The 12360-nt window shown below is 38.8% G+C and carries 12 protein-coding genes and 1 riboswitch; of the genes, 10 read left to right on the top strand and 2 right to left on the bottom strand.

What is annotated here, in order from left to right; all coding sequences use genetic code 11:
- Positions 1–58: 58 nt before the first annotated feature.
- The 7 genes from LQU94_RS03985 (at position 59) to LQU94_RS03955 (ending at position 7464) form a co-directional block, all read left to right on the top strand.
- Positions 59–553: a hypothetical protein gene (locus LQU94_RS03985; RefSeq protein WP_230696397.1), complete on the top strand. Its 495-nt coding sequence runs from the start codon at positions 59–61 to the stop codon at positions 551–553.
- A 91-nt stretch (positions 554–644) separates the two neighbouring features.
- Entirely contained in the window at positions 645–1985 is a 1341-nt protein-coding gene (locus LQU94_RS03980) for a butyryl-CoA:acetate CoA-transferase (protein WP_230696396.1), read from the top strand.
- A gap of 334 nt (positions 1986–2319) precedes the next feature.
- Positions 2320–2877, top strand: a complete 558-nt coding sequence (locus tag LQU94_RS03975) for a hypothetical protein (RefSeq protein WP_230696395.1) — start codon at positions 2320–2322, stop codon at positions 2875–2877.
- A gap of 24 nt (positions 2878–2901) precedes the next feature.
- The gene (locus tag LQU94_RS03970; RefSeq protein ID WP_230696394.1) at positions 2902–3201 is read left to right on the top strand and encodes a hypothetical protein; all 300 of its coding nucleotides are present in this window, start codon (positions 2902–2904) and stop codon (positions 3199–3201) included.
- Between the two features lie 80 nt (positions 3202–3281).
- Positions 3282–3382: riboswitch (SAM riboswitch) on the top strand.
- A gap of 48 nt (positions 3383–3430) precedes the next feature.
- The gene (metK, locus tag LQU94_RS03965; RefSeq protein WP_230696393.1) at positions 3431–4615 is read left to right on the top strand and encodes a methionine adenosyltransferase; all 1185 of its coding nucleotides are present in this window, start codon (positions 3431–3433) and stop codon (positions 4613–4615) included.
- Between the two features lie 7 nt (positions 4616–4622).
- Positions 4623–6827, top strand: coding sequence for an ATP-dependent RecD-like DNA helicase (locus tag LQU94_RS03960; RefSeq protein ID WP_230696392.1), 2205 nt, complete (start codon positions 4623–4625; stop codon positions 6825–6827).
- On the top strand, positions 6820–7464 hold the full coding sequence (locus LQU94_RS03955; protein WP_230696391.1) for a ComF family protein: 645 nt from the start codon (positions 6820–6822) through the stop codon (positions 7462–7464). Before LQU94_RS03960 ends, LQU94_RS03955 begins: the two co-directional genes overlap by 8 nt.
- Positions 7465–7482: 18 nt before the next feature.
- On the opposite strand, the gene LQU94_RS03950 is transcribed toward LQU94_RS03955, so the two are convergent.
- Entirely contained in the window at positions 7483–8412 is a 930-nt protein-coding gene (locus LQU94_RS03950) for a YihY/virulence factor BrkB family protein (protein ID WP_230696390.1), read from the bottom strand.
- Positions 8413–8486: 74 nt separating this feature from the next.
- Here LQU94_RS03950 and LQU94_RS03945 point away from each other — a divergent pair, with 74 nt between their 5' ends.
- From LQU94_RS03945 to LQU94_RS03935, 3 genes are all read left to right on the top strand, one after another.
- On the top strand, positions 8487–9182 hold the full coding sequence (locus tag LQU94_RS03945; protein WP_230696389.1) for a response regulator transcription factor: 696 nt from the start codon (positions 8487–8489) through the stop codon (positions 9180–9182).
- A gap of 386 nt (positions 9183–9568) precedes the next feature.
- The gene (locus LQU94_RS03940; protein WP_230696388.1) at positions 9569–10489 is read left to right on the top strand and encodes a sensor histidine kinase KdpD; all 921 of its coding nucleotides are present in this window, start codon (positions 9569–9571) and stop codon (positions 10487–10489) included.
- 61 nt (positions 10490–10550) lie between these two features.
- The gene (locus LQU94_RS03935; protein WP_230696387.1) at positions 10551–11015 is read left to right on the top strand and encodes a hemerythrin domain-containing protein; all 465 of its coding nucleotides are present in this window, start codon (positions 10551–10553) and stop codon (positions 11013–11015) included.
- A 34-nt stretch (positions 11016–11049) separates the two neighbouring features.
- Here the strand turns inward: LQU94_RS03935 and uraA are convergent, their stop codons facing one another.
- Positions 11050–12309, bottom strand: a complete 1260-nt coding sequence (uraA, locus tag LQU94_RS03930) for a uracil permease (RefSeq protein ID WP_230696386.1) — start codon at positions 12307–12309, stop codon at positions 11050–11052.
- Between the last annotated feature and the right edge of the window lie 51 nt (positions 12310–12360).

The raw sequence follows: 12360 nt of genomic DNA, 5'->3' as shown, positions 1-12360 counted from the left end.
AGGAACCAACCCTGTCATCAATCCAACCAACCCAGGAACTAGCCCTGGAAAACAACCTTTGGGAACCATTCAAACCATTACCTTAAACAATGGGGCGAAAATCCGCGGATATTATATGCCAGGAGATTATTCGGATGCCTTATTCCAACGAATCAACCGTTTCCGTGTAGAACAAGGACTTTACCCTTTGATTCAGCACAGCAATATTCGTCCATTTTCTAATTTGCGAGCAGCAGAAGAAGGTTACCAATGGATGACTCAAAAAAGTTTAGATCATCAACGCCCCAATGGCGTAATGGTTTACGGAACTCCTGTTGTAGAAGAATTTGCAGGAAAATACACGTATTTTGCTGAGTGTGCTGGCGGAATGGGAACGTTGGATCCAAGTTCTATGACAAAGGAACAAATTGTAGAAAAAGCTTTTACTCAATGGAAAAATTCTCCAGGACATCGCAAAGGAATGTTGTTTGACAATGTAAACTATGGAGAAGTAGGAATGTTTTATACCATAGATGGCCGTGCAATTATGACCATTTTTTCTATAGCAAGGTAGAATAAGGTAGAAAAATATTGTATTTTTAGAGGGTATAATGATAAAATGTTATTATATTGAATTCATAAAATTCGAATATTAGGAGGTCAAGATGGATTATAGTAAAAAATATCAAGAAAAACTGATTACCGCTGCAGAAGCGGCGGGAAAAATCAAGTCTGGCGACTGGGTTGATTTCGGTTGGAGCGGCGGAACTTCCGTAGCCATCGACCGTGAATTGGCAAAACGCGTAGATGAGTTGGAAGATGTAAATCTTCGTGGCGGGGTAATGTTTAGAGAATTGGAAGTTTCTAAAGCCGATCCAGAAGGAAAAACTTTCACTTGGAATTCTTGGCATGCTGGCGGTGGAGAAAGAAAATTAATCAATGCCGGCCAAGGTGGTTTCTATGCTCCTTTGCGTTATTCTGAGTTGCCAAAATGGTATCGAGAAGAAATTGAGTTGGATGTAGCGATTGTTATGACAACCCCTATGAATAAACATGGTTATTTCAACTTTGGTTTAAACGCTTCTCATCAGATGGCTGCAATTGAAAAGGCAGATTTGGTAATTGTAGAAATAAACGAAGCGTTACCTTATTGCCCAGGTAAAATGGAATCAGAAATTCACATTGATCGTGTAGATTTCATTGTAGAGGGTGGACACAACGAAATGCCTGATATTCCTGCAGGAACTTATGGAGATGTAGACCGAAAAGTTGCGGAATTAATCGTAGCAGAAATTCCAAACGGTGCGACTCTTCAATTGGGTATTGGTGGTATGCCAAATGCGGTAGGTTCAATTATTGCCGATTCTGATTTGAAAGATTTGGGCGTTCATACAGAAATGTATGTAGATGCTTTTGTTGATATGTCTATGAAAGGCAAAATCACAGGGGCGAAAAAATCAATCGATAAATATCGCCAAGTGTATGCTTTCGGGGCAGGATCGAAAAAATTGTATGAATTCTTAGACGAAAACCCAGAATGTATGGCAGCTCCTGTTGACTATACAAATGGTGCGGCAACCATTGCACAAATCGACAATTTTATTTCTATTAACAACGCGGTAAATGTGGATTTATGGGGACAAGTAAGTTCTGAATCTTCTGGATTCAAACACATTTCTGGTGCTGGTGGTCAGCTTGACTTCGCTTTGGGTGCCTATTTGTCTAAAGGTGGAAAGAGCTTTATCTGCTTAAGTTCTACCTATAAGGATAAGGAAGGAAACAGCCATTCTCGTATTCTTCCTAACTTTGCACCAGGTTCAGCGATTACTGTGGCTCGTCCAAACACCCACTATATCGTTACAGAATATGGTAAATTTAATGCCAAAGGAAAAACCACTTGGCAAAGAGCAGAGGGTATTATTAACTTAGCTCACCCAGATCACAGAGAAGAATTGATCAAAGAAGCAGAAAAAATGAACATTTGGAGAAAGAGCAACAAGAGATAATCTCCTTTTTGAATGCGGCCTTCGGGTCGCATTTTTTATATCTTGCAATCTTTCATTTTAAAAGGAGATATCATCAAAGTGCATAGAAAAATTATCTTCTATGAAGAAAATATATTAAAAAAAGAATAAAAATCATTACTTTTATTGTTTTTTTTCTTAAAAAATGATACAATTTTATGCAGAAAGATATGAATTTAAGTATCAGATTTTTAAGGAGGAAGATTTTATGAGGAAAATAAGAGTATTTTTATTGTTGTTAATTGCCTTGGTATGCATACCGTCTTTCGTTTTTGCTAAAAGTAATGACGAACCAATTTCAAGAGAATAGATAAATATGGGATTAATCTACTATAATGTCCCCAGCGATAAAATCGAAAATCTGATGAATAAGTTCGATAGAAACGAAGATTGGGATTCTATGAAAAATATAGAATTTACTTCTTCAGAACAATGGGATGAAAATACTACAGTCTATAGGTATAATGATGGTTCTATTCAGATTGTGACCATTGAAACTCCTCCTTTAGAGGGGCAAGAAGGCGTAATCACTCCTTATGGTGTAAGTGGTGGACGTTGGGTTACGGGAAGTGGATACAGAAATTGCTATGGAGCAAAAGTATCTACGAATCTTCTTCAATATAGTATGAGCTTCAAAGCAGATTTTTCTGTGGTTCCCTCTCCTGGAAAGAGTAAGATTATGAACGTATATGAATCTACGTTTAGTGGGGGTACAAAAAAGAAAGATTGGTTAGGTATTACTCGACCTAGTGAAACAAATTATCATCCAGCAACGGCTGAGTATTCAGTGATTGTAAACAGAAATGGTAATGACCGGAAGCATTCATTGTTTCTTAGAGTCCAAAAAGGGTCCTATAGATCGGAATATCAATAGAATGAAATAGGAAGGAGGAATAGTATGAAAAAGAAAAAAGTTATCGTACTGGCCATTCTATTTTGTCTTGTCGTGTCGGTTTTTGTTTTGCCTATTCCAAGAAATGGAGAAGAAATCCAACTTGTAAAAGAGTGTTATTCCTTAGATGTTCCTATGTTTCAAATAAAATCTCTCTTGAGTAAATACCGAAAGGGAATTCCCCTTGATGTTCAAGACGGTGAGAAAAAACCAATCAAACGAGATGTTGTAGATGGTTATTATGTCTATCGTTACGAAGATGGATCGGCTTATCGTGGTTCGGAAGCCGATGAATCGGATAAATAAAAAGGTTCCTGAAATTTCGGGAACCTTTTTATTTTTATTGCTTTTTATCTAGGGCTTTGATATACTACATAGAGTAAATATTCTTATCAAGAGTGGTGGAGTGACTAGGCACTGTGAAACCCGGCAACCTGATTTGGTGCTAAATCCTACAGATGCCAAAAGCACATCTGAAAGATAAGAAGAGAGTTTGTCCTGCTTTTGGCAGGATTTTTTTATTAGGAGGAAAAATATGGATAAATGGTTATTTTCATCAGAATCTGTAACCGAAGGCCATCCAGATAAAGTCTGTGATCAGATTTCTGACGCAATTTTGGACGCAATTTTAGCAGAAGATAAGGGAGCTCGTGTTGCTTGTGAAACCGTTGCTTCTACTGGAATGATTATGGTGACCGGCGAGATTACAACCAATAGTTACGTTGATTTTAGCAAAGTGGTTCGTGAAACTTTATCAGACATTGGCTATACAGAAGCCAATTATGCAGGATTTAGCGCGGAAGCTTGTTCCGTTCTTTCTGCCATTAAAGAACAAAGCCCTGATATTGCCATGGGCGTGGATCGTTTTAAGGAAGATGGAACCGATGAATTTGACGCTTTTGGAGCAGGAGACCAAGGAATTATGTTTGGTTTTGCTTGTCGTGAAACCGAAGAATTGATGCCGCTTCCGATTTCTTTGGCTCACAAAATGGCAAAACGTCTTACGGATGTTCGTAAAGATGGCACTTTGCCTTATTTGCGTCCAGATGGAAAGACACAAGTTACTGTGGAATATGACGACAAAAAACCAGTGCGTTTGGAAAATGTGGTTGTAAGTACACAACATTCTGACGAGATTGATTTGGAAACGTTGAAGGAAGATGTTATTCGTGAAGTCATTCGCCCAATTGTTGGGGAAGAACTTTTGGATGAAAATACAAAAATCTACGTAAATCCAACGGGTCGTTTCGTTATTGGTGGTCCTGTTGGAGATGCGGGTTTAACGGGACGTAAAATCATTGTAGATACCTACGGCGGATACGCTCGTCACGGCGGCGGATGTTTTAGTGGAAAAGACCCAACAAAAGTAGACCGTTCTGCAGCGTATGCAGCTCGTTATGTTGCGAAAAATTTAGTGGCAGCAGATGTTTGTGAACGTTGTGAAATTGGTTTATCTTACGCCATCGGGGTAGCAAAACCTCTTTCCATTTACGTGGATACTTTTGGCACGGGAGTCATTAGTGACAACGAAATCGAGGAATTGGTTCAACGTCATTTCGATTTGCGTCCAGCAGCAATTATTAAAGAGTTGGATTTGCTTCGCCCAATTTATAAACAAACGGCAGCTTATGGACATTTTGGTCGTGATGATTTGGATCTTCCTTGGGAAAAAACAACAAAGGCAGATGCCATTCGTAAAGAATTAGCAGATAGAAAGTAGGAATGTTTTGGAAATTGAAGGCGTAATGGATGTCGTTGTTTTCCATAATTCAGACAATGGCTATACGGTTGGTCGTCTGGTTACGGAAGACGGGGATATTACCGTTGTGGGGAATGCTCTTTTGATTCAAGAAAAAGAGAATTATCGCATGGACGGGGAATTAATTTACCACCCTAAATATGGGGAACAATTTCAATTTCATAAGATAGAGGTCATAAGACCACGGGAGAGAACGGCTGTTATTGGCTATCTCTCCAGTGGTCTTCTTCCTAATGTGGGGAAAAAAACGGCGAAACGGATTGTGGATTGTTTTGGCGATGAGACAATGGACATTTTGGAAAAAACCCCTCAACGCCTTTTGGAAGTGGAAGGAATTGGCAAAAAGCGAATCCAAGGGATTATTGAAGCTTTTGAAGAACAAAAGGATTTGCGAGAATTTATGTTGTATTCTCAAGAAATTGGTTTGTCTTCCAATTTGGCCATGCGTGTGTTCAAAAAATATGGAGAGCTTGCAGAGGCGGTAATCCGGGAAAATCCTTACCGATTGGCTGATGATATTCGAGGCATTGGATTTCAGCGGGCGGATAAAATTGCCTTGGAAATGGGGTTTAATCGGGAGTCGAATTTTCGGATTGTTTCTGGAATGAAATACGTAATCCATCGTGCCGTTGCTGATGGGCATACGTATTTGCCGGAAGAGGATGTGGTGGAGCAATCTTGCCAAATCTTAGGGCTGCCAGAGGAGATCATTCGCCAAGAGATGGTGTCCCTTGCCATTGATTCTACGATGTATATTACAAAGTTTGAAGATCGAGTTTGTTGTTATCCCATTCGTTTGTATCAAGCGGAGAATGCGGTTTCAGCAAAATTATTGCAACGGGTGAAAAAGCCCATTGCCCGCGCCATGGCAGAATCTATTTTTGAAAATTTAGAAAAAGAACTGCCCCATGCTTTGGAGGCAAAACAAAAAGAGGCCGTAGAAAAGTCTTTGAATTCTGGCGTTTTGGTTATCACTGGTGGACCAGGAACGGGAAAGACCACGACATTAAAAGCCATTGTTCATTGTATGGAAGAATTGGGGCTAAAGGTAGCCTTGGCGGCGCCAACGGGGCGAGCGGCTAAGCGAATGGAAGAGGCTACGAAGAGGGAAGCAAAAACCATCCATCGTCTGTTGCAATTCGAGTACATTGACGAAGATGGTTTTGAGAATTCTCGAACGGTGGAAGAAAAAATTGAGGCGGATGTTATTATTGTAGATGAGGCTTCTATGATTGATATTGTCTTAATGAAAGATTTGCTTCTTTCTATGGAAGAGGACGCTCGTTTGATTTTGGTGGGAGATGTGGATCAGTTGCCTTCTGTGGGGGCGGGAAATGTTCTTCGAGATATTATTTCCAGTGGAAAAATCCCAGTGGTTCATTTGAATAAAATTTTCCGCCAAGAGGAAACGTCTATGATTATAGAAAATGCTCATTTGATTAACGAGGGAAAATTTCCTATGTTAAACCAAAAGGGCGGAGATTTCTTCTTTTTGGAGCAGCCTTCCCATGAAAATACGGCGGCCTTAGTGGCAGATTTGGTAAAACGACGATTGCCGGATCATTATGGTGTAGATCCCTTTGAGGACATTCAGGTTTTGACCCCTATGCGCAAAGGAATTTGTGGTGTGGAACAGTTGAATCAAACGTTACAACGGGTTCTGAATCCAAAATCTGATAAAGGGGAACTGACTTGGAATGATTTCATTTACCGAGTGGATGATAAAGTTATGCAGATAAAAAACGATTATAAACTCCAATGGGAGGGTTTGTCTTCGATTTTTGAATCCGAGGGAGAAGGGGTTTTTAATGGAGACATGGGTCGTGTCTATGAAATCGATGAGGAAGAAAACGAGGTTAAAGTTCTCTATGAGGAATATCGCCTTGTAACTTATACGAAGGAAAATCTAGACTTGATTCAACCGGCTTATGCTACGACCATTCACAAATCTCAGGGTTCCGAATTTCCTATTGTGGTTATTCCAGTGGTTTCAGGACCGCCGATGCTTTTGACGAGAAATTTAATTTATACGGGAATTACTCGAGCAAAGGATTTGGTGGTTTTGGTAGGAAATCCACGGGTTTTGGCCCAAATGGTTTCTAACAATCAAATCGTAAAGCGCTATTCTTCTTTGGATCGTTTACTAAAAGAGCAAGGAGGGCTTTATGAGTAGCTTTTTTTCTGATTCTGGCTGTTTGATTTGTCATGGAGATTTCCCTTTGGAAAATGGAATTTGTAGCCAATGTCTTTCCTCTATGGATTTTACACCAGAGATTTTAGGGGAGAACTACGATTTTTTATCGGATGTTTATATTACCTTTCTATATCAAAATTTGACCCAGGAATGGATTCAGAAGATGAAGTTCCAAGAGGGAAAATATTTGGCAAAGATTTTTGGAAATTTTATGACGGAATCTCTTTTGTTACAGGGAGGCCATAGAAAAATCGATGCTATTGCTTACGTTCCTATGACGAAGAACAAGGAACGGATTCGGGGATACAATCAGGGGAAGTTATTGGCCGAAGAAATCGGAAGGAATTTGAATATTCCCATCTTGCATGTGTTAAAGAAAAAACGAGAAAATAAGGATCAAATTGGTTTGACAGGGCAAGAACGGACGGAAAATGTTCGGGATGTTTTTTCTTGTGAAGAAAATTTAGAGGGACGGCGAATTCTTTTGGTTGACGATGTATTTACTACAGGGGCGACTTTGTCCTCTTGTGGGAAGGTTTTAATGGAATCGGGGGCAGAAGAAGTTTTTGGTTTGGTCATTGCAAAAGCTTTATATACAAAAAAAGGAGACGAATAATCGTCTCTTTTTTCTTGCTTAAATTTTCTTTTTGGATCCTACAAGCCCGCCAATCATTGTATATTCCCTTGGCCACTGAACTCCTTCTTCGTCCAATTGATGAAGAGTTGCGTTGATTTCGCCGCCCAGTAAGATAATTAAACCAAACAAATACAACCAAACCAAAAATACGATAATTCCGGCTAAAGAACCGTAGGTAGCAGAGTAGCTACTAAAGTTGGAAACATAAATATTGAAAATCAAAGTAAAAATTATGATTCCAAAGGTTGCAAAGCCTGAACTGATGGCAATATTTTTTGCTCTTGGTTTGATTTTATCGGGCCAGTTTGGAGCAAACCGATAAAGGGCAAAAAAGATAATAAACATAAATAGAACAGGAACTAGGTTCATAACAATGGCAATGACTTTTTCCATTTGGTTTCCTAGATTCAAATATCCAAAAATTTGTGTTAAAAAGGCGTTTCCTATAATTTGTACGACAAAGATCGATAGAATCAACACAAATAGAGCGATGGTCATAACTATGGATAAAAGAATCAAAGCAATAAAGGAATGAGATTTTGCGTAACGAAAAGAATCGTTAATACTTTGTATAACCTTTTTTACTCCCGATGAAGCCGAATAAATCGAACCGGCAAGGGAGATGGATAACAAAGCCACAGAACTGGAAGTTTGCAAATCTTCTAAGAAAGAACTTAATAGAGAAGCCACTTCTTCTGGTAAAGTAGCAAATGTTCCCATAATCTGATTCATTAAAGAAGCATCAAAAAAACGTACAATATTTAATAAGGCGATTAAGAAAGGAAAAATCGCTAAAATCAAAAAATAAGTTAAAGATGCTGCGGATACGGTTACTTTATTGTTTACGAATCGATAGGCCAAAATATCGAAAAAAGCCGCTTTTCGATAGTGGGTGGCTTTCGATAATATAGATTTTATTTTGTCCATTCTGTACCTCCTAGGATACATATACCCTAGATTGTGGTAGAATATCTATGAATAGAGGATAAAAGGAGGTCTTTATGAAGTACAATATTCTTGTTTGTGATGATGAAAAAGACATTGTGTCTGCCATAGAAATTTATTTGAAAGCGGAAGGTTATAATGTATTTCCCGCCTATGATGGATTAGAAGCTTTGCGGATTATGGAACAGAATGACATTCATTTGGTAATTATGGATTTGATGATGCCTAAGATGGATGGAATTAGTGCCATTTTGAAAATTCGTGAGAAGGAAAATATCCCGATTATTATTTTAAGTGCCAAGGCAGAGGTAACAGATAAAATTATCGGTCTGAATGTGGGTGCGGACGATTACATTACCAAACCTTTTAACGCCATTGAATTGATTGCTCGAGTAAATTCGGGGATTCGCCGCTATACTTCTTTGGGTTCGGCAGAAATTGATACGGGAGATTATACCGTAGGGCGAATTTCTGTAAATGATAACGCAAAAGAAGTTCGTGTAGATGGAGAAATTGCCAATTTAACGCCTCATGAATACAAAATCTTGTTATTGCTTTTGAAAAACAAGGGGCGTGTTTTTTCCAGTGATGAAATTTATGAACAAGTTTGGGAAGAAGCGGCTCACGATGTGAAGAAAGTTATTTCTGTTCACATTTCCCATTTGCGAGATAAAATTGAGATCAATCCAAGAAAACCAGATTTGATTAAATCTGTCTATGGAATGGGTTATAAATTTGAGGATCAAGGCTAATGGGAAAAAAGCGAAGGGGTTTGCTCTCGATCATAGGAGAGCGCCTAGAAATATATCGAAGAGAGGTTTTTTTGGAAAATATCTTTCTGGATGTATATTTCGGAGTGGGGATTTTCCTATTTCTCTTCCTATTTATCTTTGGTGGTGTTATGGGTTATGGGGGTCGAATCCCCCTGAATAATTCCTTAGAATTTAATCTTTTGCTTTTGGGCATTACGTTTTTGGTTACCTTTGTAGCCTGGATGGTGAAAGTTTTTTCTAGAGATGGAACAAGGAAGTTTCTCTTTATCTACTTGATTTTAGAGAGAAAAAAAGAGAGCGTTTATCCTCTCTTCCTTTTCTTAAATCTATCTTTTTTCCTATGGATATTCTGTTCGGTCGTGGGGATGCCTTTTATTTTTGGATTATTGGCGGTTCCGATTTTGCGGCTCCTATTTTTGGGAGAGGATGTTGTCATTCAAAATCGAATTTTGCGGGCAGCGATTAAGGAAACCCAAAGTTACGAGGCCCTTACGGGATTTAGCCCTATGGTAAAAATTTCTACCTACGAATCTTTAATGGATTTGACGCGAATTAAGGACCAAATGTATCGTTCGGCCCAAGAGAGTGTGCAATCTCAAAAGATGAAGACAGAGCTGATTACCAATATTTCCCATGACTTAAAAACACCTCTTACTTCCATTATTAATTATGCCGATATCTTAAGCAAAAAGGATGTTATGGATCAAGAGGCGCAGAATTACATTCGGATTTTAGGAAGGAATTCGGAGCGTTTGAAGTCTTTAATTGTGGATTTAATTGATGCTTCCAAAACGGGAACAGGAAATGTAAATTTAGAGCCAGTTTTTATTGATTTTCATGAGTTAATCAATCAGATTTATGCTGATTTTGACAACGAGTACGAAAAAAAGGGATTGGATTTTGTCTATGAATATACAGAGGAGTACATTCCTATTTATACAGACGGCAATGTCCTAAGTCGTGTCATTCAGAATTTATTTAGCAATGTAAATAAATATTCCATGGAAAATACCAAAGTCTATGGGCGAACTCATCTTTCAGGGGATCGAATCTTCTTTAGTCTGCGAAATATCTCGGAAAAGGAAATCACCATTTCATCGGAAGAGTTGCAAACGCAATTTACTCGAGGAGAGTTAAGTCGTACGACAGAAGGAAGCGGTTTGGGGCTTTATATTGCCAAAAATCTAGTAGAGATTTTACAAGGGGAATTCCGCATTATTGTAGATGGAAATTATTTCCAAGTTTTTGTGGAATTGCCAACGGAATTAAAAAAAGACGAAAAATAAAAACCATTGGAGTGTTTTTCTGATTAAGGGGTATAAATGACTAGAATGAAAGGGTGAGATGATGAATTACTTGGAACACAATAAGGAAGAACACGCTGAATTTAAGAAAATAATGGAAGAAATTGAAAAAGCGGAAGATGGTCGCACAAAAAGAGCGAGATTTATAGAATTGTACGCATCTTTATATGGGCATCATGAAGCAGAGGAAGAAGTTATTTATCCAGAAATTATGGAAGCAATAAAAAAAGTAGAAGATTTAGAATTATCGCGGGAGATGGTGGAGGAACACCATCTGGCTATGTATCAATTTCAAGTGGTCTATGAAACAAGCGCTAGTGACGAGACATGGGATGCAAAATTTTCTGTATTAAAAGAAGTTTTGGAACACCACATGGAGGAAGAAGAAACAAATTTTACAGAGATGGCACAAAAAGTTTTGCCGAAAGAACGCTACAGAGAACTTTTGGAACCATTTGAAGCTGCTTTGGAAAAATACAAAGAAGAAAAGAAAAAAGAATTGCAATAAAAAATCGTTGAGGAAATGTCCTCAACGATTTTTTTTAATCTTCTAACCAGCCAATTTTTCTACATAAGTGGAAAATTAAGCTAAGGATTACAGCGACCACGCTGGCCAATACCATTCCAGAAAGTTCAATATTTCCGAAAGAAATGGAAAGACCGCTAAGTCCTGCTACAAGAATGACACTTGTTAGAACAAGGTTGGAAGACTTGGAAAAGTCTACTTTTTCATCTACCAATAAGCGCAAACCGCTGGCCCCGATCATTCCGTAAAGTAGGAAAGTTACTCCACCAATTACATCTCCAGGAATGGTTTGAATCAAAGCGGCCAATGGTCCGATAAAAGCCATGGCAATGGAGAAGACCGCCGCACCGGCAATAACTTGTACGGAATACACTCCTGTTACGGCCATAACGCCAATATTTTCTCCGTAGGTTGTGGTTGGAACCGATCCAACCAAGGCAGATAAGGCGGAAGAAAAATTATCCGCTAAAATGGTGCTGTGTAGCCCAGGGTCATTTAAGATATCTCTTCCGATAATGTTAGAGGTAACCACTTGATGAGAAATGTTTTCGCTCATAATGACTAAGGTTACAGGTAACATAGTTAGAATGGGTTCTATATGAAATTTTGGAGTTTGGAAATGAGGCATAACGAAAACTTGAACGTCATTTAATGGAGAAAAATCTACTAAGCCAAAGAAGATGGCGGTAAGATATCCAACGACGATAGAAATTAGAATCGGAATCGTTGCCCAAAATTTCTTAAAGAGAACAGATCCGAATACGGCGGTAAGTAAGGTTACGGCAAATACAATTCGGTTGGCATTGGTTGCGGTTTCTCCCATAATATTGGCCCCAATGGCACCGCCAGAGATGGTGGCAGAGGCAAGTTGTAGACCGATTAAGGCAACAACGGCGCCCATAGCTGCTGGGGGCAGAACAATATCTAGCCAATCAATTCCGTATCTTCGGATAATAAAAGCAATAAAACATCCGAGCACTCCTACGGCAAAAAATCCTCCCAAAGCATAGGCAAAGGGATATTTTGCCAAAATAACTTGTGTTGGCCCTAAAAAGGCGAAACTAGATCCTAAGTAAGCGGGCACTTTTCCCCTTGTAATTAGAATCAACAACAACGTTCCAATTCCGTTCATAAGCAATACAATACTTGGATCCATGTTGAAAACCAAAGGGACAAGGACCGATGCACCAAACATGGCAAAAGTATGTTGCAAGCTCAGAGGAATCAATTGTCCAAAGGGGACTTTTTCATCCACAGCGATGGTTCTTTTGTTCATTTCACACCTCATTTTCTTTTTCTTCAAAAAAACTTCCTATAGAATAATACA

It is taken from the genome of Peptoniphilus sp. KCTC 25270, from assembly GCF_021012875.1.
GTDB lineage: Bacteria > Bacillota > Clostridia > Tissierellales > Peptoniphilaceae > JAJMZJ01.
This window is presented reverse-complemented; position numbering and strand designations above follow the sequence as displayed.

What these genes read in the sequence shown, in the direction of transcription:
- LQU94_RS03955 (WP_230696391.1), top strand. Translation starts at nt 6,820, where the DNA reads ATGAGTAGCTTTTTTTCTGATTCTGGCTGTTTGATTTGTCATGGAGAT.
- LQU94_RS03970 (WP_230696394.1), top strand. Translation starts at nt 2,902, where the DNA reads ATGAAAAAGAAAAAAGTTATCGTACTGGCCATTCTATTTTGTCTTGTC.
- LQU94_RS03945 (WP_230696389.1), top strand. Translation starts at nt 8,487, where the DNA reads ATGAAGTACAATATTCTTGTTTGTGATGATGAAAAAGACATTGTGTCT.
- LQU94_RS03975 (WP_230696395.1), top strand. Translation starts at nt 2,320, where the DNA reads ATGGGATTAATCTACTATAATGTCCCCAGCGATAAAATCGAAAATCTG.
- metK (WP_230696393.1), top strand. Translation starts at nt 3,431, where the DNA reads ATGGATAAATGGTTATTTTCATCAGAATCTGTAACCGAAGGCCATCCA.
- LQU94_RS03940 (WP_230696388.1), top strand. Translation starts at nt 9,569, where the DNA reads ATGCCTTTTATTTTTGGATTATTGGCGGTTCCGATTTTGCGGCTCCTA.
- uraA (WP_230696386.1), bottom strand. Translation starts at nt 12,309, where the DNA reads ATGAACAAAAGAACCATCGCTGTGGATGAAAAAGTCCCCTTTGGACAA.
- LQU94_RS03935 (WP_230696387.1), top strand. Translation starts at nt 10,551, where the DNA reads ATGAATTACTTGGAACACAATAAGGAAGAACACGCTGAATTTAAGAAA.
- LQU94_RS03980 (WP_230696396.1), top strand. Translation starts at nt 645, where the DNA reads ATGGATTATAGTAAAAAATATCAAGAAAAACTGATTACCGCTGCAGAA.
- LQU94_RS03950 (WP_230696390.1), bottom strand. Translation starts at nt 8,412, where the DNA reads ATGGACAAAATAAAATCTATATTATCGAAAGCCACCCACTATCGAAAA.